The sequence below is a fragment of the Nodosilinea sp. AN01ver1 genome (genome assembly GCF_050565655.1).
GTDB lineage: Bacteria > Cyanobacteriota > Cyanobacteriia > Phormidesmidales > Phormidesmidaceae > Nodosilinea.
Genome location: NZ_JBNXVS010000064.1, coordinates 1 through 22,686, shown reverse-complemented (window position 1 = coordinate 22,686; position 22,686 = coordinate 1). Strand labels below are relative to the sequence as shown.

Here is a 22,686-nt window from a genome sequence, read left to right as displayed (position 1 = left end):
GCCCCTTGCTCTTCAGGGTCGATCTCCGGCAGGTTTGGCTCTGGACGTGGCTGTATCGTCATGCCCCTTATGCTACAAACTTTTGCCCCATTCCCAGTAGGTCAGCTTTGTTGCGGTGACTAATTACATTTGCCAGAGGGCGGTTTGCATGGCTGGCGTGATTGCGACTGGGTCAATGAAGGGAAATGTATACTCCCCATTCAGCAGGTTTTGCAGCAGTTTTGGCACAGTGCTGTGACCTTCGCTCAGCGCTTTTAGCAGCGGCGGATCGAGGTGAATATCTACCGCTAAATAGTCTTGATTGGCAAATTCTCGCCAGCGGCTGTCCTGGCCTTCGGGGGCGAGCAAATGGGCGTGGCGATCGCAAAATACAGGCCCTTCGTTGTACTGACTGTGAGTCGTCAGGTTAAACACAAACTCGAAACAGTCAGCCTGTTCTGCTGCACAGGCCTGCACTAGATTTTGATGCAGGCGGTAGCGATGCAGGGTCAAAGAAATACCGCTGGGCAGCTCAATATCTCGCTTGTGCCCTGTGCCCAACCAGTCTGGATAGGTCAGCGTTTGATCGTGCCCATGGGCCAAAAGCTCTGGCTGCGTGCGCTGAACATGCTCGCGCAGCAGCTGGCGCAATTCGCCATCCTGAAAGGTGATTGTCACAAGTCGATGTTCCTCCTGCTGACGGCAAACTGATAAGACTAGTTCTCGATAGACTGGCTAATGGGCAGGCACAGCGGGGTGTTCGATACGGGATCGGTGATGATGCGGCTCCTTAAGGCAAACACCTGCTGCACCATCGTCTCGGTCACCACGGCGGCGGGCGTTCCCTGGGCAATTACCTGGCCATCGCGCAGCGCAATAAGCTGATGGCTGTAGCGACAGGCCATGTTCAGGTCGTGGAGCACCATCACGATGGTGCGCCTGGCCCGGCGGTTGAGGTGGTAGAGCAGGTCGAGCACCTCGATTTGATGGGCCAGATCGAGGTAGGTGGTGGGTTCATCCAGCAGCAGGGTTTCGGTGTCCTGGGCCAGGGCCATGGCGATCCAGGCGCGCTGGCGCTGGCCGCCGGAGAGGGTGTCGAGGGGGCGGTTGGCAAACTCGTGCAGGTGGGTGGTGGCGATCGCCTCCTCCACTTTCAGCTCATCGTCTTTTGACCACTGCTGCAGCCAGCTCTGGTGGGGGTAGCGGCCCTGGGCCACCAGCTCTCGCACGGTTAGCCCTTCTGGCGCGGCGGGGCTCTGGGGCAAAATGCCCAACCGTTTGGCGAGGTCCTTGGTGGGCAGATGGGCGATCGCATCCCCATCCAGGTACACCGTGCCACCCTGAGGTTTTAGCAAGCGGGCCAGTCCCCGCAGCAGGGTCGATTTACCGCAGCCGTTTGGCCCCACCAGCGTGGTGATTTGGCCTTGGGGAATGGCCAGGTCAAGGCCCTGAATGATCACATTGCCGTCGTAGGCCAGCGTGAGCTTGCGGGTGGTGAGGGCGATCGCGGTGGCGGTGTTGGTGAGCATGGTGGAGGGGTAGATGGGTAGGTGGGTGGATGGGTAGGTGGGTGGGTGGATGGGTAGGTGGGTGGGGGATTTAGGGTTTCAGGTTTCGGATTTATGGTTCTGCCTTGCACCTTGCCCCTTTTGCCTTGCACCTTGCCCCCTGACCTGCTTTTCTTGCCTGCTGCCTTCTCTGCATTACTGGTTGCGGGTGCGGTAGAGCAGCCAGAGAAAATAGGGTGCGCCGATGACGGCTGTGATCACGCCGCAGGGCAGCTCGATGGGGGCGAAGGCGAGACGACCCACGATGTCAGCGAGTTCGACAATGCAGGCTCCGGTCAGGGCCGCCACCGGAATTAGCCCCGCGTGGGACGGCCCCACCAGCTGTCGCCCCAGGTGCGGAGCCATCAGCCCGACAAAGCCGATGGTGCCAGCGGTGGCTACCGACGCTCCGGCCAGAGCTACGGTGCAGAGCAAAAGTAAACTGCGGGTCCGTTCCACCCGGCTGCCCAGCCCCTGGGCCAGGCTGTCACCCAGGTTGAGGGTGTCAAGATCGCGAGCTAGCACCATTGTCAGCGGCAGAAACACCACCAGCCAGGGCAGCAGCGGCCACAAATGTTCCCAACTGCGACCGTAGACGCTGCCGGTCAGCCACACCAGCGCCTGGCTGACGGTGTTAATTTCGCCAAAGGTAATCATCAGGTTGGTGCAGGCTCCGGTCAGCGAGGTGAGGCCAATGCCGACCAGAATCAGGCGAATAGGAGAGCTGCCGCCGTTCCAGGCCAGCAGGTAGATAGCGATCGCCGCCCCCAGCCCGCCCAAAAATGCGGCGACGGGCAGCCACCCCACCGGCACCGACGGAAACAGCACGATCATCGCTACCGCCACCAAACTGGCTCCTGAATTGATGCCGATGATTTCTGGGGCCGCCAGGGGGTTGCGAGTAATGCCCTGCAAAATGGCCCCCGCCGTCGCCAGCCCCATGCCCACCAGCAGCGCCACCAGGGCGCGGGGCAGCCGCAAAGTATTCACTACAAAGGCATAGTCGGCGCTGGCCGGAAAGCCCAGAATTGTTTTGACCACCTCCAGCGGCGGCACCGGGTATTCGCCCTGACTGACGTTGATAATCAGCGACAGCAGGGCGACTGCTCCCAGAGCGCCCAGCACCAGCGGTACCCGCCGATCGATCCGAAAGGAGAGCGGGAAGCGCCGGGGTCGGAGGGAGAGCCAGGGTTTGGAGGGGTGCATGGGTGAGAGGGTGGATGAGTGGGAGGGTGGATGGGTGACGGTCCCTGAGCGAAGTCGAAGGGATGGGTGAGGGGAGTGTCTACACGGGATGCACTGTTTTATTTCATCTTTGTAGGGTGGGCACCGCCCACCATCAACCTGTGCTCTACCGTTTGATCTTTGATCGCGCCAAATAGATAAAGAATGGTGCCCCGACGATCGCCGTCATAATGCCGACCGGCAGCTCCTGGGGGCGGATGATTAGACGAGCGGCCAGATCGGCTACCGAGAGCAAGATGCCGCCAAAAATAATTGAGTAGGGCAAAATCCAGCGGTAGTCTACGCCGACGACGAAGCGCACGACATGGGGGACCACCAGACCGACAAAGCCAATCGGACCAGCCAGGGCTACGGCGCTGCCCGCCAGCAGCACAACTGCGATCGCAGCTCCCACCTTGACCCAAACTGTCTGCAATCCCAAGCCCTGGGCCACGTCTTCCCCCAGGCTCATCAGCGTTAGCTGCCGCCCCAGCGTCAGGGATGCGACTAAGCCCACGGCGATGTAGGGCAAGACGGGCAGTATCGAGGCCACATCCTGCCCGGCCAGCGACCCGGCCAGCCAAAAGCGAATCTCATCCAGGGTGCGCTGGCTGAGAATGAGAATGCCATAGGTGAGCGAACTCAGCAGATACCAAATGGCGGCTCCCGCAATTACCAGCTTGAGGGGAGTTAGCCCGCTGCGGCCCAGAGAGCCGAGCCAGTAGACGGTAAGGGCCGCGATCGCCGCCCCCGCAAAGGCAAACCCCACGTAGCTGCCGCTGCCCCGCAAAAATATCGCCAGCACCATCGCCAGCGCTGCCCCCATATCAATGCCCAAAATATCTGGGGCCGCCAGCGGATTGCGGGTCAGCCCCTGCGTGATGGCCCCGGCCACCGCCAGGGCCGCCCCCACCACCACCGCCAAAACCGCCCTGGGCAGCCGCACCGTACGAATAATTAAATGCTCGGTCGAGCCGTCAAACTGAAAGACGGCCTGCCACACCGTCCCCGGCGCAATCTCTGCTGCCCCCAGCAAAACGCTCGCCATTAGGCAGGCCAGCAGCACCAAACTACCCAGCCCTAACCCCAACACCAGCGCTAGCGGCGACTGAGACAGCTTTAAGAAAGGCTTGGGCCTATCTGTCTTCCGGTCTAAGCGAGAAGATGACACCGCTACTAATTCTCCGGTCGCGTGGCGATGCCCAGGGTAGCCCCTTCGATGGCCCGCAGTTCGTCCATCACCGCAACGACGCGACCGTGGTTAACGGCCTCATCGGCATTGATCACGATCACCGATTCTTGAGTGGTATCCATCAGGTTGCGCACGCCCGATTGCAAATTTTCCAGGTCAATGGATTCTCGATTTAGCGCGATCGCACCAGAATCCTCAACCGAAACCGTAATCTGCGTTCGCTGCTGCACCTCAGAACTGTCGGCCTGGGGCAAATTGACCGGCACCGATTCAGATCGCGTCAGAAACAGGCTAGAGATAATGAAAAACGTCAAAATCGCGAAGATCACATCGATCATCGGCACGATGTTGAGTTCAAACTCGTCTTCGGGTTCTTCGGGTAGGTAGGGCATGGGGGAGGGGTGGGTGCGTGGGTGAGTGGATGGGTGGGTGAGTGGGAGTGGGGATAGTGGATGGGTAAGGAGTGGGAGGTGAGGGGACAGAGAGAGCGAGCATTACAGGGAAGCGAAAGTAGGGAAGCAGATTGAGCGAAGGTTAGGGAAGCAGATTAGGCAGATTGATTAGGGGAGCCAACAAACACCGATACTTGCTGCCGTTCACCCCTCTACCCATCCACCCCTCTATCCCCTTCGACTCCGCTCAGGGACCGTCACCCATCCACCCATCTACCCCACAAAAGACTCTTCTCTCAGCTGGCTCTTACGCTCGTAGTGGGTCTCATACAAAATCTCCAGCTGGCCGCCATACTCCTGAATTAGCGCTACCTGGCGTTTATAGAGGCCGCGAAACAGGTTGGCAAACAGTAGGGTGCCGATCGCGACTACCAGTCCGGCGGCGGTAGAAACCAGGGCCTCACTAATGCCGCCTGTGACCGCTCCGGCATTGGCCCCCATGTCCCCTAGCTGAAGGGCATCAAAGGAGGCGATTAGACCGAGGATGGTGCCCAGTAGCCCCAGCAGCGGAGCGACGCTGATGATGGTGGCAAAGACGGTGCTAAAGCGGCGCAGATGGGGCAGCTCGGCCTGCATGGCGCTGGCCAGGGCCAGGTGAAACTGCTTGGGGCTGGCCCCTTCAATCTCTAACGCTTCTAAAAAAATGCGGGCGATCGGCAGGTTAACGTTCTGCCGCAGCCTGGGGTATACATCCATGGGCGCTTGCCGATAGGTGCGCAGAATGTCTTGCATGACCCGGCGCTGGCGCTGATTTAGCCGCACCCAAAAAATTAGCCGCTCGATAATCAGCGCGATCGCCACCAGTGAGAAGGCCAGCAACGGCCACATGACGATGCCGCCGGCGGCAAAGATACTGCTCATAGTCAAACCCTGTCGTAGATTCGCGCTTGCAGTGGCCGGGTTTTACGCGCCTACGCAGCCCAACGGCAAAGCAGGCCAAACCAGGCTATTGCAAATTACTGTCAAATGCATTGAGCCCGATCGCGAGGTCGTTGTCAAGAGTTTATAGAGAATAGATCCTGATAGTATGTTTGGGAGAACGCGATCGCAAGGTGAGCACCGTCCTCATCTTGCCCTGTATGCCTTTGATTTCAAGAATCTTGGCTCCTTGTTAGCTTCGAGTTGCTTTCCGCTCTCGCCGTTGACTCCAGGCCTGTACCCTATGCCTGTTGGTTAAATTATCAATAGTTCTTGACTTAATTCATACTCTTTCTCAACAATGTTGAGGCGGGTCGTGCTTTACCCTTACGCCAAAATTGCCCATGAGTCTTTCTAACCTCTGCTTTGAACAACACGAGCAAGACCAGGCCAGGCTGCGAAAGCTTTTGCTGTGGGGCCTTTTGGGCTCGGTGGGGGTGCATGCGATCGCCTTTGGTTTGAGCCAGCTCATGCCCCGAGCCAGTCAGGATGCGATCGCTCCGATTGAGCTGATCGTTACCGAGCCCCTGGTCGAAACCCCGGAGCCAGAGCTGCCAGACCCAACCCAACCCGCCGAACTCAGCCCCAAGATTAACGACCCAGCCCCGACTGCGGCCCCGGCTGCCCCAGCCCCGCGAGCCGCTGTTATCGCAACGCCTCAGCCGGTAGCGGTAGCCGAGCCCGAGGTGCCTGAGCTGGTCGAGCCTGAACCCCTGGCCGAAACCGACGTGGCGTCAGAACTAGAGGTACCCGAAGAGGTGCCCGAGGAGGAGGAAGAAACTCCCGAGGCAGACCTGCCGCCTGCAACCGTTGAACCCGAAGAGGCCGTCGCCGAAGCCGAGCCGACAGAACCCGACCCTGCCACTGAGGCCGAAGACTCTTCCCAGTTCGAGCGCCTGCGCGACTTGCTGCAGCGACGGCGAGAGGCGGAGGGCGAAGGCGAGACTGCGTCCGACACGCCAGCGACCGGCAATAGCGAGACATCTGGGCCACCCGCCTCAGATTCTACCGGAACGGCTGAAACCGCCGCCCGCCCCGGCACCTCAGGCACTAACCCCTCGGGCGACGGCAGTGGCCAGGGTCAGGGCTCGCGTACCGTAGCCTGTCAAAGCTGCGCCCGCCCCGACTATCCCCAAAGCGCTCTAGACGCCGGGGCCGAGGGCCAACCCATGGTCAGTGTCGATATCAACCCCGACGGCAGCGTCCGCAGCGTGACGCTGACTCGCTCCAGCGGTAACCCCGCGATCGATCAGGCCGCTATCCAGGCCGCCCGCAACTCGCGGTTTCAGCCGGTCAGCGGCGGAGCCAGCGTCCCCATTGAGTATGACCTCACCATTGAAGGCTCACGCCGCAACCGCGATGCCCGCCGCCGAGGCGAGCGCCAGTCGGTAGAACTGCCGCCAGAACCAACCCCAGCATCAGAATCGGCCGCCGAGCCTACCTCTAGTCCAGAATCGACGGCTGCACCTGGCTCATCCACCGAGCCAGCGGCTCCAGCGCCTGCTCAACCAGCGACACCACAGGCCGCGCCAGAGACAGTGCCAGAGGCAGTACCAGAGACACCGGCTGCAACCGATTCAGAACCTACTACTCCGCCCGCCCCAGAGTCTGAGAACGCGGCACCAGAATCTTCCCCAGAACCTGCCGGAGCTCCATCAGCGCCTCCATCACCACCAGCAGCGCCCCCAGCAGCGCCCCCAGCAGCGCCCCCAGCAGCGCCAACATCACCCCCCGTGGCTCCTACCCCGGCAGCTCCGCCCCCGCAGCCTGCCCCAGCGGCTCCACCATCAGCGCCTGCGGCCCCGCCCCAGCCCGAAGCCCCTGCCAGTGAGGACGCTTCTTAGCGGGTAAAAAAGCGGGTGAACGGTCTTGAACAGGCACCGTGAGCAAGGCCATCCCAAGCATAGCCTTAGCCTAAATTTCAGCCTCGACAGAGCGCTCGGCGTATAGCCGTCGCCACAGCGGTTAGGACGTTTTCGTAGTAGCCTACAGGCGATGGCCATACGCCAGTTCGCTGTCCCAGGCTTGGCTACAGTCAGTCAGTCATGATCCTAAGCGAACTGGCCAGCGCTATATTGTCGGAGTTTTCACAAAGCCTTAAGCACGGGGCTTCGGCATTGAGGGTGTACAGTACACTGCTGAAGTGTTTGTGCTGCGAGTGCCCCATGGATGCGGTTGAAATTTTAGAGTGCTACCGAAGGGGCGATCGCACCTTTTCTGGCCTCAAGCTAGTAGACATTGAGCTACTGCAGGCTAACCTGAGCGGTACCGACTTTAGCCACAGCGACCTGCGCCAGGCTCGCCTGGGCCGCACCCGCTTTACCCAGAGCAAGTTTACCCAGGCCGATCTCAGCGAAGCCCTGCTGTGGGGAGCCGACTTCACCGCCGCCGAGTGTGCCCAGGCCCAGATGCGCGATGCCGACCTCAGCGGCGCGGTGTTTTTGGGCGCTGACTTGAGCAACGCCAACCTGATCAAAGCCATCCTCTGCGGCGTCAACTTTCAAACCGCCAATCTTGCCCACGCCCTGCTGATTGACGCCGATCTGCGCCCCACCTCCGATCAGCAGACCAACCTTATGCAGGCCAACTTAGCGGGGGCTAACCTGAGCTATGCCCAGCTCAGCGGTGCTCAGCTCGCCCAGGCCAACCTGAGCGGGGCCAAGCTCTGCCGGGCTCAGATGGGCCAGGGCTTTCGGCCCGAGTCGCCGAGAACTGACTTGACCGGGGCAAATTTGCAGGGGGCCGATCTGAGCTATGCCAACCTCACCGGGGTCATTTTGCGCGGCGCGAACCTGTCTGAGGCCGATTTGACGGGGGCAACACTGGCCCAGGCTGACTTAACCGGGGCAATCTTGCCTGCATAAAAGGCTTTTGAAGCAAGATGCACTCACCCCAAGAGCAAAAGCGCACTGAAACCCCATCGACTATCTAATCGTGCCGCGCAGAGCTTCAGCATTCAAAGGTTTGATGAGATAGAGACGCAGCAGGTCGCCGACAATGCCCAGCACCAGAGGCAGTCGGCGAAGTTTTTTCACCCAGGCGGGGGCTGAGCTTTCCATGAGCTGCTTAATCTTTAGGTTGCGAGCGGCGGCGCGTTCTAAACGGGGAAAAAATTCGGGGTGATCGACATTGAGATAGACGGGGAAGGCGCGGGCGGCAGTGTCATTGGTTTTGCGCACCACCTCGGCATCAAACTGGGTGGCATCTAGGCCGAGCATTTCGTAAAATTTGGCCCGCTCATGCACCGTCAGACTGTGGGTGGCAAAGACCGAGAGCAAGAAGAATCGGCTCCAGAGGCGGCCCTGCCAGGTTTGCCACATACCGGGCTGCGATCGCACCAAGGCCTTAAAAATATCGCCGTGGCGGTTTTCATCCTGGCACCAGCTCTCAAAGTAGTTGAACAGCGGGTAAAAACTGTGCTCGGGGTGCTGCTCCAGGTGGCGATAGATCAGAATGTAGCGCCAGTAGCCAATTTTCTCAGACAGGTAGACGGCGTAGACAATCCACTCCACCGGAAAGAAGGTGTACTCGCGGGTTTTGGTCAGCTTGGCCAGGTCGAGAGAAATGTGGAAGTCCTGCATACACTTGTTGAGAAACCCGGCGTGGCGGGCCTCATCGCGGGCCATGAGGCTAAAGATTTCGCCCAAAACCGGGCTGCGGTCTTTGATGCGCCGCGACAGTTCTTTAAACAGCAAAAAGCCCGAAAACTCTGAGACGCACGATCGCTCCAGGTAGTCGATAAAGGCCTGGCGTTCGTCGCCCTGAATGTGATCCCAGGTTTGCTGAAACGAGTCGTCGCGACTGAAGTGGTGGCGGTTGTAGTCGGCCCGCATTTCCTCCAGCATGGTCTGCAGCCCCTCCGCCTCCAGGGACAGATCCATCGTGGCGGCTCTGTCAAAGTCGGTGGTGTAGAACCGGGGTGACAGCAGGTTTTCTTCAATGGCGGCTTTTATCGAGTTGTCACCGGGCTGGGGCGCAGGCTTAGGCAGGGCAGTCACCATAGGGTTTTCCTGGACTAAAGGACTGAAAAGCACTTTATCACTAAATAGCTATGAATGGCTGAGGCGTTGTTAGCACCTTTCACGCAGGCCTACCCCAGGGTCGGCCCTATCAAGCCAGCGAGGGAAGAAAAGGGTGAATCTCTTCTCTCAAGTCCCACAAGCGGGCCTTTTAGGACACAAAACTTAAACCAGAAGAATTAATTAGTCGCTTGATAGCTGTATAGTGATGAAAAGATTTTGACCACTACTCAGAGTGATTCCTATGACAGATTTAGCTCAGCGACTGCGCGAAGGAACTCAGGCTTCCCACACCCTGTCTGAAAACACGGCGTTTATGAAGTGCTTTTTGAAGGGTGTGGTTGAGCTAGAGCCCTTTCGCAAGCTCACCGCCGACCTCTACTTTCTCTACAGCAATCTTGAAGCCGAGATGGCCTGCCACCAAGCCCACCCGGTGGTGGGGCCAATGGTGTTTGCCGAACTGCTGCGTACCCAGGCCTTAGAGGCCGATTTGGCCTACTACTACGGCGATCGCTGGCAGCACGAAATCATCGCCACTCCTGCCGGGCAGCGCTACGTCAACCGCATTCTCGAAGTTTCGGCGACCAACCCGGCCCTGCTGGTGGCCCACGCCTACGTGCGCTACATGGGCGATCTCTCGGGCGGCCAGGGGCTGCGCCACATTGTGCGATCGGCGCTAAACCTGCCGCCCAACCAGGGCACCGCGCTGCATGAGTTTGACGCCCTGCCCACGGTCGAAGCCAAGCGCGACTTCAAGCTCCAGTACCGCGAAGCGCTGAACGCTCTGCCGGTGGATGAGAGTTTAATTCAGCAATTGGTGGATGAGGCAAACCTGGCCTTTGCCCTGAACCGCGATGTGTTCCACGAGCTAGAGCCGGATGTGCGGGCGGCGGTGGGCGACCACGTATTCGACTTAATTACTCGCCAAGATCGCCCCGGCAGCACCGAGTCGCACCCCCACCACCACGGCCTGGTGGCGCTGGTGGCGACGGAGTAGGCCAACCGTAGGGTGCATAACGCTGGCGGAGCCTCGCCCCAGCGTTATGCACCCTTTCCACGGCACCCGGTGAGCGGTGCATTGCGGCTCAAAAGCCTGAACCTAGGGTGCTTTGCTAGAGAGAAAGCGCCGCGTAAGCGAAGCTGCGCCTTTGGCGCTATGCACCCTACAGATCTATCCACCTTTCGCATATCACTGATTACTATGCTCTCTCTTGCCAACCCCGTTGTGTTTGACTCGGCGCTGCTGCACAAGTACAACCAGCCGCTGCCCCGCTATACCAGCTACCCTCCGGCAACGGAGATGACCGCAGACTTTAGCCCCAGAGATTTTGAAGCGGCGATCGCCGTGGGTAACTACAAGCAAACGCCCCTGTCGCTCTACTGCCACATTCCCTTTTGCGAGTCGGCCTGCTACTTCTGCGGCTGCAACACGGTAATTACTCGCCACAAGAAGGTGGCCGATCCATACCTCGATTACCTGGAGCGCAACATTGCCCAGGTGGCCGATCGCGTCTCTGGCCGCAGGGTTAACCAGCTGCACTGGGGCGGCGGCACCCCCAGCTATTTAACGAAGGCGCAGGTAGAACGGCTGTGGAACGTGCTTCACCAGCACTTTGAATTTGAGCCCGATGCCGAAATTTCGATTGAGGTGAACCCCCGCGACCTGGATCGCGACTACGTGCGGTTCCTTAAAGATCTGGGCTTTAAGCGGGTGAGCTTTGGCCTGCAAGACTTTAACCTCAAGGTGCAGGCGGCGGTCAATCGCATTCAGCCCGAGGCGATGCTGTTTGAGGCCATGGGCTGGCTGCGGCAGGCGGGGTTTGAGAGTGTAAATGTCGATCTCATCTATGGGCTGCCCTACCAAACCCTGGCCACCTTTCGCGACACGATCGAGAAAACCCTGCGCCTCGACCCCGATCGCATCGCCGTCTTTAACTTTGCCTACGTGCCCTGGCTGAAGCCGGTGCAGAAAAAGCACATCGATCCGGCTACTCTACCCGGCCCCGCCGAGAAGCTAGAGATTTTTCACATGACCATTGACCAGCTAACGGCGGCAGGCTACCAGTTCATTGGCATGGACCACTTTGCCAAGGCCACCGACGAGCTGGCGATCGCGCAGTCTCAGGGCCAGCTGCATCGCAACTTTCAGGGCTACACCACCCTGCCCGAGTCTGACCTGCTGGGCTTTGGCATGACCTCGATCAGCATGCTGCACGATGTCTACGCCCAAAACCACAAGGGCTTGCGCGACTTCTACAAAGCTGTGGATGCCAACGAACTGCCCCTGGAGCGCGGCGTGGTGCTGAGCCAGGACGACATTCTGCGGCGGGCCGTGATCATGGAGCTGATGTGCCAGTTTGAGCTGTCGAAGTCGGCCATCCAAGAAAAATATCACCTCTGCTTTGACCAAGACTTTGACGACTACTTCGCCCGCGAACGACAAGACCTCAAGGTGCTCGAAGCCGATGGTCTGGTGCGGCTAACCCCCAACCACATTGAAGTGCTGCCCGCCGGACGGCTGCTGATTCGCAATATCGCGGCGGTGTTTGACCCCTACCTGCGAAACCGCACCATTCGGCAGTTTTCGCAGTCGGTTTAAGGGGTAATCCCACCGCATGGGCTAACAACCATTCGTCCTTACATCGCCTGCTCACCCACCCACACCGAATCTGCCCTGACTGCTCTCGGTTGGGCTGGGCAAATACCGTAAAGCCTCTGGCTTGGCTTCGCCTATGCCCCTACGCAAGCCGCCTTTTGAAATCGGGGTAATGCGATTCGGATGTGTATCACCTACCCATCCACCCATCCACCCATCCACCCATCCACCCATCCACCCATGCAAACCCTACCCTCCCTCACTATCGGCCAACACACTGTCCCCTATCCCATCGTCCAGGGTGGCATGGGCATTCGCGTTTCCGGCGCTGGCCTGGCGGCGGCGGTCGCCAACGCGGGCGGTATCGGCGTTGTCTCGGCGGTCGGCCTGGGGATGCATTCTCCCTATTTCGATATTGAGGAGAAGAACCCTAAAACTCGCCAGACACAATTTTTTCGGGCCAATCGTATGGCGCTGATCGATGAGCTGCGCCAAGCCCGTGCCCTTAGCCCCAGGGGCATACTTGGGGTCAACATCATGGTGGCCGCCCGCGACTATGACTTTCTGGTGCGCACCGCCGTTGACCAGGGCGTGAACCTGATTTTTGCTGGGGCAGGGCTGCCCCTCGACCTGCCAGAACTAACCGCCCACCGACCCGAGGTGGCCCTGGTCCCAATCATCTCTAGCGTGCGCGCCGCCCAGGTGATCTGCAAAAAGTGGCAGCGCCAGTACCACCGCCTACCCGATGCCTTTGTGGTCGAAAATCCTCGGGCAGCGGGCGGACATCTGGGGGCAAAGGCCGAGGACCTGGGCGATCCGACGATCGCGCCAGAGACGGTGATTCCAGCCCTGGTGAGCTACCTGGCAGAGAATTTCGAAACGCCAATTCCGGTGATTGCAGCGGGGGGAATCGGCGATCGCGCCACTCTCCTCCATGCCCTATCCCTGGGGGCCAGCGGCGTCCAAATCGGCACCCGCTTCATTCCCACCGAGGAGTGTGACGCCGACCGGCGCTATAAAGAATTTCACCTCAGGGCTGACCCCGCCGATATTGTGCTGGTGCCCAGCCCGGTGGGGCTGCCCGGTCGTGCTCTGCGCAACGCCTTTACCGATCGCATCAGTGCGGGCGAAGCTTCTGGCACCAAGGATCAGTGCTTTGCCAACTGCCTGCAGGTGTGCAAATTTCGCGATCGCCGCGAAACCTACTGCATTCTGCGCGCCCTCGATCGCGCCTGCCGGGGCGACGTAGAAAACGGTCTGGTGTTTGCAGGCAGCGGCGTAGGGGGGAGCAGCTGCATTCAGCCGGTTGCTGAGGTGATGGCGGAGTTGGTGGGGGGTGAGTGGGTAGGTGGGTGAGTGGGTGGATGGGTAGGGGGGTGAGTGGGTGGTGTTTTTGGGCGGGAGGATTTTGGTAATGGCTATTCTTAACATCATGGGCTATGTCAACCGTTCAGAGGTCAACGGGCCTGGAAAACGGGCTGTGGTTTGGGTGCAGGGCTGCCTACGGGAATGTTCGGGCTGTTTTAATCCGGCGTCTTGGCCCTTTGAGCCCAACCAGATTGTCTCAGTTGACGAGGTAGTAGAGCGCATTTTGGCCGACCCCGAAAATGAGGGGGTTACGTTCTCTGGCGGAGAGCCGTTCTGGCAGGCCTCGGCTCTGGCGGCGGTGGCGCGGCGGGTAAAGGCCGCCGGGCTCAATACGATGTCGTTTTCGGGGTTTATCCTGGCAGAATTGCAGGGCAACGCCGCGCCGCCTGGGGCTCAAGCGCTGCTCGCCCAGCTCGACATTCTAGTGGATGGCCCCTTTGTAGAATCTCTCGCGATTCATGAGCCGACTTCGCCAGTGTCGTCGCGCAACCAGCAGGTGCGGGTGTTTAACCCAGGCCTGCGCGATCGCCTCAACTGGGCCAGCGATCAGGTAGAGATCCACATTTTTAAAGACGGCAGCCGCCTGGTGACGGGCTACCACGGGCACCTGGGGCTGGGCGATGGTGACGGGCCTTAGCCCAGCCTGAATAAAACACCCCCAATTTGTAGGGTCGTAGCATGCACGACCCTGCGGGGTGCTTGATTATGAATTGAGGTTTACCAAATCGGATTTCGTATCACTCATAACCGGCAACCGTTTTCCACTCTGCAATGAGAGCCGATGGCACGGTTAAGCTCACGCCCCTGCCGTCAGCGGTGGGCAAAGTTAGCTGTAGGGGAATCTCGGTCTGCAACTGGGGCAATAGATCCTGAAGGTCGTACTGCCCAACGTTGGGCTCGGGGGCGGCGGCATCGGTGAAGATTTTCCCAGAGTCATCCGCTGCCGTCAGGGTTTTACCTAAGGAATTGGTAAGGATGAGGGGCTGGTCGTGGTCAAGGTTGGCCACTCCCGGAAAGCCCACCAGGCGCAGGGCAACGCTGGTGCTGCCGTCGGGGCGAATGCGTTTGAAGGCGATCGCCTGCCAGCTATGCCCCTGCCGATCTTGCAATGGTTGCCGCGACTGATAGACCACCTGCCCTGGGGCTTCCTCTAGCTGGCGAATTGCCGCCGCCGCGCTGGCAGGGTTGAAGAGCCCTAACCCGAGCCCGATTTCTAGCCATAGGACCGCCCCCAACAGCAGCCAGAAGCAGAATTTGCGCATCACAGTTCCCATGCATTGGCCTCTGACTAAACGACATGCCGCCAGGGGATGAGACGGCGGCCCATGGCGTTGCACCACGACATTACAGGGGTATAGCACCCCGGCTTTGTCGTCGAGCTGCAGCATTTCGTAGGAGATCTGCGGGTGGCAGGCCCCCAAAATTTTGTAGGGGCGAAACTCAGCATTGAGCTTTTTCTTAAAGGCAGCCTGCGCGTCAATTTCGGTCAAAACGCCGAAGCCCTCTTGCTGAAGCGATTCGGTCACTTGGGCGATCGCCTCCTCAAAGGACGCGTCAACCACTTTGCTGAAGTAGTAGGTCATAGTCATCACCTCTAAAGGAAAAGCGTGGCGAGAAGCTTAAAACCTATATTAACTATATAGCTAAATACCGATTAAGTGATAAGGTGATCACGAAAATATAGCCATAGCCATCACGATGAGGACGTGCTACCAAAGATGATTCTTGACCGTCATTCCCGCGCAGGCGGGAATCCATGCGGGAGTAGCTGCTCTCCAATGGATTCCCGTAGCCACGGGAATGACGGTCCTGCTCCGTCCTAATCTAATGGGCTGTAGCTATACTTCCAAGTGCGGGCCGCCGCCTGTTGTGTGAAGTTGGCAAACAGAATTTTGGGGCCGGTAGAGCCAGCGCTACCCAAATCAGCTGACCTCCCCCGCAGGGGCAAGCGCCCTCTGCCCCTACCCAAAGCCAGGTCTCGGTTTAGCAACGTCTTCAGCAACGTCTAAATCTAGCGTGGCGGCTAAAACGCCGGGTTCCGCCGTGGGTTTGAGCTGAAACCCGACCCGCTGGCACAGGTGCCGCATGCCGCTGTTCTCAGCCAAAATTTCCCCCGTCAGGCGGTGCAGCCCTTCGGCGCGGGCAACCTCGATCAGGCGGCGCAGCAGCTCGGTGCCAAAGCCCTGGCCCTGGTAGGGGTCGGCCACCAGCATGGCAAACTCGGCTTCGGGCAGGCCGTGCTTTTGGGTGAGGCGACAGACGCCGATGATTTTGGGGTCGGGGGCATTCACCTCGGCTACCAGGGCAATCTCGCGATCGTAGTCGTTGAAGCAGATGCGGGTGAGGCGATCGTGGGCAATGCGGGCGCTGTGCTTAATGGTGTGGAAGTAGCGCAGATAAATGCTGTGCTCAGACACCATGTCGTGGAAGTCGATAATCAGCGGCTCGTCTTCGGGGCGAATGGGGCGAATGGTGATGCCGTCGCGCCCCGGCCAGATGTACTGGGTGGGGTAGGGGCGAATGGCCAGCCGGGCGGGCGTTGAGTCAGGGTCACGCAGGATCACGCGCGCGTCTAGGGCCAGCAGTCGATCGGACGAGACGAGTAGAGGGTTGATGTCGATCGAGGCAATGTCGGGCTGCTCGGCGACCAGCTGACTGAAGCGCACCAAGAGCTGTTCTAGCGCCTGCAAATCGACCGCATCGCGCCCTCGCACGCCCTGAAGCGCCCTGTAGATCAGGGTTTGCTCCATCAGGCGGTGGGCCAGGGTGCTGGTCAGCGGGGGCAGGGCGATCGCGCGATCCTGAAACACTTCCACCAGCTGCCCCCCGGTGCCGAACACCAGCACCGGGCCAAACTGCGGGTCCTGGCTGCTGCCCAGAATCAGCTCGTAGCCATCGACGCGAATCATTGGCTGCACGGTGACGCCCTGGAAGTGCTCGGCCCCGGCCTTCTCGCTGACGCTGGTGTGAATGCGATCGAAGGCCCGAGCGACGGCGTGGCTGCTGTCGAGGTTGAGCTGCACCCCGCCCACATCGGTTTTGTGGGTGAGGGTGTGGCTGTAGAGCTTGAGCACCACCGGGTAGCCCATGCTGTCGGCAGCGGCGATCGCCTCTTCTACCGTCGCCGCCACCTGGGTCGGCACCACCGGAATGCCGTAGGCGGCCAGCACGGCCTTGGAGTCGGTCTCGGTGAGAAGGTGGCGACCTTCGGCCTGGGCCGCTTGCAGAATGGCGGCTACTTTGGCGCGATCGATGCCGTGGTTAGTGGTCAGGGTCGGCGTTTCGTAGAGCCCCTTGAGGGCGTAGCTGTGCTGCCACAGCAGGCCAAACAGCCGCGCCGCCTGGTCGGGGTAGCGGTAGGTGGGTATGCCAGCCCGGTTGAGAATAGCTTCGCCGTCGTCTACCTCAGCGCCCCCCATCCAGCTGGCCAGAATAGGCTGGTTTGAGCCGCTGCTGCGCCAGGTTTCGACCACCGCCTGGGCGGTTTTGGTCGGGTCGGTCATGGCCTGGGGGGTGAGCACCACCAGGCAGCCGTCGCTGGCGGCGTCGGCCAGGGTCGTCTTGAGGGCCTGGGCAAACCGGGCCGGTTCAGCATCGCCCAAAATATCGACCGGGTTGCTGCGGCTCCAGTGGGCGGGCAGCGCCCCATTTAGCGTATCCACGCTGGCGGCAGACAGCTCCGCCAGGCTACCCCCAGCGCGAATTAAGGCATCCGTCGCCAGCACCCCAGGGCCACCCGCGTTGGTGATAATGCTGAGGCGATCGCCCCGTGGACGCGGCTGCTTGGCCAGCGCTTCGGCGGTGTCAAACAGCTCTTCGATGTGGTCTACCCGCAGCACGCCGCAGCGGCGAAAAGCCGCATCTAGCACCGCATCGCTGCCCGTCAGCGCCCCGGTGTGAGAGGCCGCCGCCTGGGCCGCCGCCTGGGTGCGCCCCGCTTTAATCACAATAATGGGCTTGCTCAGGGCCACTTCCCGCGCCGCCGACAAAAATGCCCTGGCATCGCCAATCGACTCCATATAGATCACAATGCTGTGGGTGTGGGGGTCGTCGCCCAGGTAGTCGATCAGGTCGCCCCAGCCCACATCCAGCATTGACCCCAGGGAGATAAAAGCGCTAAAGCCCACATTCTCCCGCAGGCTCCAGTCCAAAATTGAGGTGCACAGCGCCCCGCTCTGGCTGATAAAGCCCACGTTGCCGCGCCGTGCCACCTGACTGGCAAAGGTGGCGTTTAGCCCCGTCAGCGGGTTCTGAATGCCCAGACAGTTAGGGCCAATCAGGCGCAGGCGACCGTAGGCAATGTCCTTGATCTGCCGCTCCAGCTCAATGCCCTCTGCCCCAATCTCCTTAAAGCCCGCCGAGAGAATGATCGCGCCTTTAACCCCCGCATCCACGCACTCCTGCACCACGGCGGGCACCCCCGCAGCGGGGATGGCAATGATGGCGAGATCGGGCGCTTCGGGCAGGGAGGCAATGCGATCGTAGGCCTGGATGCCCAGCACGTTGCGCCGCTTGGGGTTGATTGGGTAGACCGTACCGCCGAAGGGATGGCTGATCAGGTTCCACAACACCGTGCGGCCCACGCTGCCGGGGCGCTCGGTGGCACCAACCACCGCTACTGAGCGCGGCGCAAAAATCGGGTCGAGGGGATGACTCCCGGTTTTCCAAAGATCGGTCACGCGATCGGGGCAGCTCAGCATGGTTAAGTCCTCTTAAGAGCAGGCACTGGCAGATGGCTTCGCATCTAATCATCTATGTGATTGAAAAGAAAATGCTTGACAGAAGAAGCCATGCGCTCTAGCTCAGCTTTGTTGTGTTTAAGGAGATCATGCTCCCATAATTCATTTTTATGCTCAGCACAATTGGCTGCAAGATCTTCCCCAATCAATTCAAGACTTCTTTGGAGATCTTTCTTTAAAGCTTCTGGCTCATCTAAAACGCCAAGAACAAATACTCTATCCCTTAAATCACCAGGAATTTGTCGAAATATATATTCGCACCGTTCATAATCCATGTCGAAATCGATTAAAAAAACCATCCACCTCTCAGAGTGCTGTCGCATCCTAGATACATGGTTTCGGACAAAATTTTCTATTACTGATGTCCACCCTCCAGCAGGTGGCAAAATCTGAATAGCCCTTTGATTAAGTTGCGGATGCAGCAAAAAGCCATTGACTATATCTGAGTTAGCTTTATCCTCGGGCAAAACCAGAAGATGTGGTGAATACTTGTTGATTCTCATAGCTCTGCATCGCCAAGGATTAGGTCATCTATTAGATCACCACTGGTAGGCACTTCACTAAGCAGCCGAATCAGGGTTGGCTCCAAGTGACTCTTACGGTCAAGCAGAAAAGTATTTTCACTTGAAAATTTTCGAATGGATTCTTCATTGTGCGACGTGGCCAAAAACTGTCCACTATTCCTAAATGATCGCCGAAGTGAAACTACAAAGTGTCCAACCTCTGACAAAGAAAGGTAATTATCAGGCTCATCCCAAAAACAAAAAAGTGGTCCATAGTGCTTGTTTGCAGCAAGAACAACCGCACAGATAAAAAAGCACTTCTCCCCGTCAGATAAGTCATTGAATTCAATTGTCAGGTTTGAATCATTCTTTTCAAACTTGACAATCATGTTCTTAGCCTCCTTCCCAACTGATTCATTCTGAATCTCGCCAATATCAGGCATCACTGATTCTAGATATTTATATATTTCGCCATAAGCAGCAGGCTTCGTGATCAGCAACCCTGAAAACCATTCTCCGAAATTCGATCCGTCTCTCCTAGGCTCTAAAGTCCCACCGCTGGATTCCCCATTAATCAAACCAGGGATTGGAGCCAAAATAATCATTCGTGAAAGCCAGGTTCTAAAAATTCGAATGGGATCGGTTTCTGACTGTTCTTGAATTACTGGAAGAGCAATAAGATGCCAGTCAACCAAAAAATTGGTTTCCTTACTTCGTGAGCTAAGGGTTACTTTGGCTTCTTGCCTAGAATAAATCGGATCCCCCGAAACTAGTAGTTGTTCCTCAAACACTCGAAGTTCTCTAAAGCCTTCTGGCAACTCTAATGCAAGAACATACTTATATAAAGTATCTTCGAGTAGAACCTCTATCTCAAATCGAATTGGGATGTTGGATCTGCCTTGAGAAAAGTCTTTGGGACGAATTAATCGGCCAACCCTATTGGCACCACGTCCAATGCTTTGAAATAACTCTAGTGAGCTAGCTATAGTTGATTTTCCTGCACCGTTTCTTCCAATTAGAAGTGCAGAAGACATTTCCTTAAGAGAAAACTCAAAATTCTCTAGACATCTGAAGTTATGTACATAAAGCCTCTGGAGCATGGCAAAATTACTCTCAGTATTAAAAAGTGAAGGTTCCTGGACGAACCACCCACTCAATTTACACTATCCGCACCTCTCAAAGCTGCCATATGTAGTGAGCACACGAAGAGGCAGAGTAAATGAGGTTTCTACTGAGATTTTCACTCACTCTGCCAAAACCCCAAGACTCTACACCGCCGCCAAATCAGGCTGGTGGTACAGGCTCGCATCCACCCGGCAGCCGCCGTAGGCCAGGGTGTACAACTCCTTCATATCGCGGATCAGCGGGTAGCGGGGGTTAGCTCCGGTGCACTGGTCGTCGAAGGCCTGCTCCGACATCAGCTCCAGGTGGTCGTAGAAATCCTGCTCTGAGGCATTCAGGGTTTCGCGAATGGTGAGCGGCATCTCCACCTGCTGCTTGAGATCTTCGATCGCATCAATCAGTCGCATCACCTTCTCGTCGTCGCTGTCGCCGCCCAGGTGCAGGTGGTCGGCAATTTGGGCGTAGCGGTGCTTGGCGTTGGGGAAACGGTACTGCGGAAAGATCGCCTGCTTGAAGGGCGCATCGGTGGCGTTGTAGCGGATGACGTGGCTGATCATCAGGGCATTGGCCAGGCCGTGGGGGACGTGGAAGGTGGAGCCCAGCTTATGGGCCAGCGAGTGACAGACACCCAAAAAAGCGTTGGCAAAGGCCATACCGGCAATCGTGGCGGCGTAATGAACTTTTTCCCTGGCTTCGGGGTCTGCCGCGCCGTTTTTGTAGGCGCGGGGTAGGTACTCCATCAGCAGCTTGATCGCCTGGAGCGCCAGCCCGTCGGTAAAGTCGCTGGCCATAATCGACACATAGGACTCCAGGGCGTGAGTGAGGGCGTCGATACCGCCAAAGGCGGTCAGGCTGCGGGGCATATGCAGAGTCAGGGCCGGGTCGACAATGGCCACGTTGGGCGTCAGCGCATAGTCGGCCAGGGGGTACTTGATGCCGACGCGATCGTCGGTCACCACCGCAAAGGGGGTCACCTCCGACCCCGTGCCCGAGGTGGTGGGAATGCAGATCAGCTGTGCCTTCTGGCCCAGGGCAGGCAGTTCGTACACCCGCTTGCGAATGTCCATAAACCGCATCGCCAGCCCCTCAAACTCGATCTGGGGCTGCTCGTACATCAGCCACATCACCTTGGCGGCATCCATGGGCGAACCGCCGCCCACCGCGATCAGCACGTCGGGCTCAAACTTGCGCAGCTGCTCCAGGCCCTGGTTCACATTGCTCAGCGTCGGGTCGGGCTCTACATCGTGAAACACGTCCCACTGCATGCCAATCTCATCGAGCACCTCGGTAATCGGGCGCAGCATGCCCAGGTCAAACAGGGGCTTGTCGGTGATCAAAAAGGCCCGCTGTTTCCCCGCTAGCTCTCGCAGGGCCACCGGCAGACAGCCCGACTTAAAGTAGATCTTCGGCGGCACCCGGAACCACAGCATATTCTCTCGCCGCTGGGTCACGGTTTTGATATTCAGCAAATGCTGAGGGCCAACGTTCTCAGACACCGAGTTGCCGCCCCAGGTGCCGCAGCCCAGGGTCAGCGAGGGGTCGAGCCTGAAGTTGTACAGGTCGCCGATCGCCCCCTGGGACGACGGCGTGTTGATCAGCACCCGCGAGGTTTGCAGGGCGTTCTCAAAGTAGGCAATGTCGTCGCGGTTGGCGGGGTCGGTGTAGAGCACCGAGGTGTGGCCTTTGCCGCCAAACTGCACCAGCGCCGCCGCCGTGGCCACCGCCGCGTGAAAGTCTTTAGCCCGGTAAAAGCCCAGCACCGGAGCGAGCTTTTCGTAGGCGAAGGGCTCTTCGGTGCCCACCACCGACACTTCACCCATCAGCACCTTGGCCTCTTTAGGCACCGTGATACCGGCCAGGGCGGCAATTTGCTCCACCGATTGCCCCACAATGGCGGCATTGAGATGGCCATCTTTGAGAATGATCCGCCGCACCGCTTCGGTTTCATTATCAGTTAGCACGTAGGCCCCTCGGGCAACGAACTCGGCTTTGGCCTGCTCGTAGATAGCCTCGACCACCACGACGGACTGCTCGGAGGCGCAAATCATGCCGTTGTCAAAGGTTTTGCTGATCAAAATGGAGCTGACCGCCATCGGCAGATCGGCGCTGGCATCGATTACCGCCGGGGTGTTGCCCGCCCCCACACCCAGGGAAGGATGGCCGGAGGAGTAGGCCGCCTTCACCATACCGGGGCCACCCGTGGCCAAAATTAGCGTGATGCCGGGGTGCTGCATCAGCGCCTGGGAGAGTTCTACCGTGGGCTCATCAATCCAGCCGATGAGCCCGGCGGGGGCACCGGCGGCCTCGGCGGCATCCCGCACGATTTTGGCAGCGGCAATGCTGCACCGCTTGGCCCTGGGGTGAGGCGAAAAAATAATGGCGTTGCGGGTTTTGAGGGCAATCAGCGCTTTGAAGAGAGCGGTCGAAGTGGGGTTTGTTGTGGGTACGATGCCCGCCAAAATTCCCACCGGCTCAGCAATCTTTTCGATGCCAAAGCCCTCATCTTTTTCAAGGGTGCCGCAGGTCTTCTCGTGCTTGTATTTGTTGTAAATGTATTCTGATGCAAAGTGGTTTTTAATTACTTTGTCTTCTACTACGCCCATGCCCGTTTCTTCTACGGCTAGCTTAGCCAGGGGAATGCGCGCGGCATTGGCCGCCAGGGCCGCCGCGCGAAAGATATAATCGACCTGTTCTTGGCTAAAGGTGGCGTACTTTTCCTGGGCTTCTTTGACCTGTTTGATCAGGGCTTCGAGTTCGATTAGATTGGTTACGGACATGGCGTCCTCCTGGGATGAGCTGGAGATAAAGAGGGAAAAATATTCGCTAGATAGTTGACGTTTTTAATGGAGAGAAACTGTCTACGCCTAGGATCGATCCCCCCACATCCTTACTGTAGAAGAGGTAATTGGTCACAGCGATAAGGGAGGCTTAATGAGAAAGCCTCCAGAGCTCCAGGATTATGCCGGTAAAAGAGCAGGGGGCGAGCACCCCGACGAGGCGATGAGCTCAAAGAGATTGTCCACGGCG

At 58.6% G+C, this 22,686-nt stretch carries 18 protein-coding genes; 6 read left to right on the top strand and 12 right to left on the bottom strand.

The window, feature by feature from the left end:
- Nucleotides 1–123: 123 nt before the first annotated feature.
- The 6 genes from ACQ4N7_RS27570 to ACQ4N7_RS27545 form a co-directional block, all read right to left on the bottom strand.
- Entirely contained in the window at nucleotides 124–657 is a 534-nt protein-coding gene (locus ACQ4N7_RS27570; protein ID WP_430714647.1) for a hypothetical protein, read from the bottom strand.
- A 38-nt stretch (nucleotides 658–695) separates the two neighbouring features.
- Entirely contained in the window at nucleotides 696–1,508 is an 813-nt protein-coding gene (locus tag ACQ4N7_RS27565) for an ABC transporter ATP-binding protein (protein ID WP_430714646.1), read from the bottom strand.
- 174 nt (nucleotides 1,509–1,682) lie between these two features.
- Complete coding sequence (locus tag ACQ4N7_RS27560) at nucleotides 1,683–2,732, bottom strand: FecCD family ABC transporter permease (RefSeq protein WP_430714645.1); 1,050 nt, start codon at nucleotides 2,730–2,732, stop codon at nucleotides 1,683–1,685.
- Between the two features lie 145 nt (nucleotides 2,733–2,877).
- On the bottom strand, nucleotides 2,878–3,921 hold the full coding sequence (locus ACQ4N7_RS27555; protein WP_430714644.1) for a FecCD family ABC transporter permease: 1,044 nt from the start codon (nucleotides 3,919–3,921) through the stop codon (nucleotides 2,878–2,880).
- A 5-nt stretch (nucleotides 3,922–3,926) separates the two neighbouring features.
- A complete protein-coding gene (locus ACQ4N7_RS27550) occupies nucleotides 3,927–4,334 on the bottom strand; it encodes an ExbD/TolR family protein (protein ID WP_430714643.1) in 408 nt (135 codons plus the stop codon).
- A gap of 273 nt (nucleotides 4,335–4,607) precedes the next feature.
- The gene (locus tag ACQ4N7_RS27545; RefSeq protein WP_430714642.1) at nucleotides 4,608–5,255 is read right to left on the bottom strand and encodes a MotA/TolQ/ExbB proton channel family protein; all 648 of its coding nucleotides are present in this window, start codon (nucleotides 5,253–5,255) and stop codon (nucleotides 4,608–4,610) included.
- Nucleotides 5,256–5,656: 401 nt separating this feature from the next.
- On the opposite strand from ACQ4N7_RS27545, the gene ACQ4N7_RS27540 reads away from it, so the two are divergent.
- Nucleotides 5,657–7,156: a TonB family protein gene (locus tag ACQ4N7_RS27540; protein WP_430714641.1), complete on the top strand. Its 1,500-nt coding sequence runs from the start codon at nucleotides 5,657–5,659 to the stop codon at nucleotides 7,154–7,156.
- Between the two features lie 321 nt (nucleotides 7,157–7,477).
- Nucleotides 7,478–8,176, top strand: a complete 699-nt coding sequence (hetL, locus tag ACQ4N7_RS27535; RefSeq protein ID WP_430714640.1) for a heterocyst differentiation pentapeptide repeat protein HetL — start codon at nucleotides 7,478–7,480, stop codon at nucleotides 8,174–8,176.
- Between the two features lie 60 nt (nucleotides 8,177–8,236).
- On the opposite strand, the gene acsF is transcribed toward hetL, so the two are convergent.
- The gene (gene acsF / locus ACQ4N7_RS27530) at nucleotides 8,237–9,313 is read right to left on the bottom strand and encodes a magnesium-protoporphyrin IX monomethyl ester (oxidative) cyclase (RefSeq protein ID WP_430714639.1); all 1,077 of its coding nucleotides are present in this window, start codon (nucleotides 9,311–9,313) and stop codon (nucleotides 8,237–8,239) included.
- 262 nt (nucleotides 9,314–9,575) lie between these two features.
- Here acsF and ACQ4N7_RS27525 point away from each other — a divergent pair, with 262 nt between their 5' ends.
- The 4 genes from ACQ4N7_RS27525 (at nucleotide 9,576) to ACQ4N7_RS27510 (ending at nucleotide 13,932) form a co-directional block, all read left to right on the top strand.
- The gene (locus tag ACQ4N7_RS27525) at nucleotides 9,576–10,328 is read left to right on the top strand and encodes a heme oxygenase (biliverdin-producing) (protein WP_430714638.1); all 753 of its coding nucleotides are present in this window, start codon (nucleotides 9,576–9,578) and stop codon (nucleotides 10,326–10,328) included.
- A gap of 204 nt (nucleotides 10,329–10,532) precedes the next feature.
- Nucleotides 10,533–11,930 (top strand): oxygen-independent coproporphyrinogen III oxidase, encoded by a 1,398-nt coding sequence (gene hemN, locus ACQ4N7_RS27520; protein ID WP_430714637.1) that lies wholly within the window; start codon nucleotides 10,533–10,535, stop codon nucleotides 11,928–11,930.
- 237 nt (nucleotides 11,931–12,167) lie between these two features.
- Nucleotides 12,168–13,283, top strand: a complete 1,116-nt coding sequence (locus ACQ4N7_RS27515; RefSeq protein ID WP_430714636.1) for an NAD(P)H-dependent flavin oxidoreductase — start codon at nucleotides 12,168–12,170, stop codon at nucleotides 13,281–13,283.
- A 58-nt stretch (nucleotides 13,284–13,341) separates the two neighbouring features.
- Nucleotides 13,342–13,932, top strand: a complete 591-nt coding sequence (locus ACQ4N7_RS27510) for a 4Fe-4S single cluster domain-containing protein (protein ID WP_430714635.1) — start codon at nucleotides 13,342–13,344, stop codon at nucleotides 13,930–13,932.
- A 100-nt stretch (nucleotides 13,933–14,032) separates the two neighbouring features.
- Here the strand turns inward: ACQ4N7_RS27510 and ACQ4N7_RS27505 are convergent, their stop codons facing one another.
- From ACQ4N7_RS27505 to adhE, 5 genes are all read right to left on the bottom strand, one after another.
- Nucleotides 14,033–14,878 (bottom strand): DUF3122 domain-containing protein, encoded by an 846-nt coding sequence (locus ACQ4N7_RS27505; RefSeq protein WP_430714634.1) that lies wholly within the window; start codon nucleotides 14,876–14,878, stop codon nucleotides 14,033–14,035.
- A 378-nt stretch (nucleotides 14,879–15,256) separates the two neighbouring features.
- Nucleotides 15,257–17,995: a bifunctional acetate--CoA ligase family protein/GNAT family N-acetyltransferase gene (locus tag ACQ4N7_RS27500; RefSeq protein WP_430714633.1), complete on the bottom strand. Its 2,739-nt coding sequence runs from the start codon at nucleotides 17,993–17,995 to the stop codon at nucleotides 15,257–15,259.
- Between the two features lie 44 nt (nucleotides 17,996–18,039).
- The gene (locus tag ACQ4N7_RS27495) at nucleotides 18,040–18,537 is read right to left on the bottom strand and encodes a hypothetical protein (RefSeq protein ID WP_430714632.1); all 498 of its coding nucleotides are present in this window, start codon (nucleotides 18,535–18,537) and stop codon (nucleotides 18,040–18,042) included.
- Nucleotides 18,534–19,637, bottom strand: coding sequence for an AAA family ATPase (locus ACQ4N7_RS27490; protein ID WP_430714631.1), 1,104 nt, complete (start codon nucleotides 19,635–19,637; stop codon nucleotides 18,534–18,536). Before ACQ4N7_RS27490 ends, ACQ4N7_RS27495 begins: the two co-directional genes overlap by 4 nt.
- A 168-nt stretch (nucleotides 19,638–19,805) precedes the next feature.
- A complete protein-coding gene (gene adhE, locus ACQ4N7_RS27485; RefSeq protein ID WP_430714630.1) occupies nucleotides 19,806–22,436 on the bottom strand; it encodes a bifunctional acetaldehyde-CoA/alcohol dehydrogenase in 2,631 nt (876 codons plus the stop codon).
- Between the last annotated feature and the right edge of the window lie 250 nt (nucleotides 22,437–22,686).

Bases quoted from the DNA above. Each gene is read 5' to 3' on its own strand.
- ACQ4N7_RS27490 (WP_430714631.1), bottom strand. From the start codon at position 19,637: ATGCTCCAGAGGCTTTATGTACATAACTTCAGATGTCTAGAGAATTTT.
- ACQ4N7_RS27505 (WP_430714634.1), bottom strand. From the start codon at position 14,878: ATGACCTACTACTTCAGCAAAGTGGTTGACGCGTCCTTTGAGGAGGCG.
- ACQ4N7_RS27550 (WP_430714643.1), bottom strand. From the start codon at position 4,334: ATGCCCTACCTACCCGAAGAACCCGAAGACGAGTTTGAACTCAACATC.
- ACQ4N7_RS27560 (WP_430714645.1), bottom strand. From the start codon at position 2,732: ATGCACCCCTCCAAACCCTGGCTCTCCCTCCGACCCCGGCGCTTCCCG.
- acsF (WP_430714639.1), bottom strand. From the start codon at position 9,313: ATGGTGACTGCCCTGCCTAAGCCTGCGCCCCAGCCCGGTGACAACTCG.
- adhE (WP_430714630.1), bottom strand. From the start codon at position 22,436: ATGTCCGTAACCAATCTAATCGAACTCGAAGCCCTGATCAAACAGGTC.
- ACQ4N7_RS27515 (WP_430714636.1), top strand. From the start codon at position 12,168: ATGCAAACCCTACCCTCCCTCACTATCGGCCAACACACTGTCCCCTAT.
- ACQ4N7_RS27510 (WP_430714635.1), top strand. From the start codon at position 13,342: ATGGCTATTCTTAACATCATGGGCTATGTCAACCGTTCAGAGGTCAAC.
- ACQ4N7_RS27495 (WP_430714632.1), bottom strand. From the start codon at position 18,537: ATGAGAATCAACAAGTATTCACCACATCTTCTGGTTTTGCCCGAGGAT.
- ACQ4N7_RS27545 (WP_430714642.1), bottom strand. From the start codon at position 5,255: ATGAGCAGTATCTTTGCCGCCGGCGGCATCGTCATGTGGCCGTTGCTG.
- hetL (WP_430714640.1), top strand. From the start codon at position 7,478: ATGGATGCGGTTGAAATTTTAGAGTGCTACCGAAGGGGCGATCGCACC.
- ACQ4N7_RS27500 (WP_430714633.1), bottom strand. From the start codon at position 17,995: ATGCTGAGCTGCCCCGATCGCGTGACCGATCTTTGGAAAACCGGGAGT.
- ACQ4N7_RS27540 (WP_430714641.1), top strand. From the start codon at position 5,657: ATGAGTCTTTCTAACCTCTGCTTTGAACAACACGAGCAAGACCAGGCC.
- ACQ4N7_RS27565 (WP_430714646.1), bottom strand. From the start codon at position 1,508: ATGCTCACCAACACCGCCACCGCGATCGCCCTCACCACCCGCAAGCTC.
- hemN (WP_430714637.1), top strand. From the start codon at position 10,533: ATGCTCTCTCTTGCCAACCCCGTTGTGTTTGACTCGGCGCTGCTGCAC.
- ACQ4N7_RS27525 (WP_430714638.1), top strand. From the start codon at position 9,576: ATGACAGATTTAGCTCAGCGACTGCGCGAAGGAACTCAGGCTTCCCAC.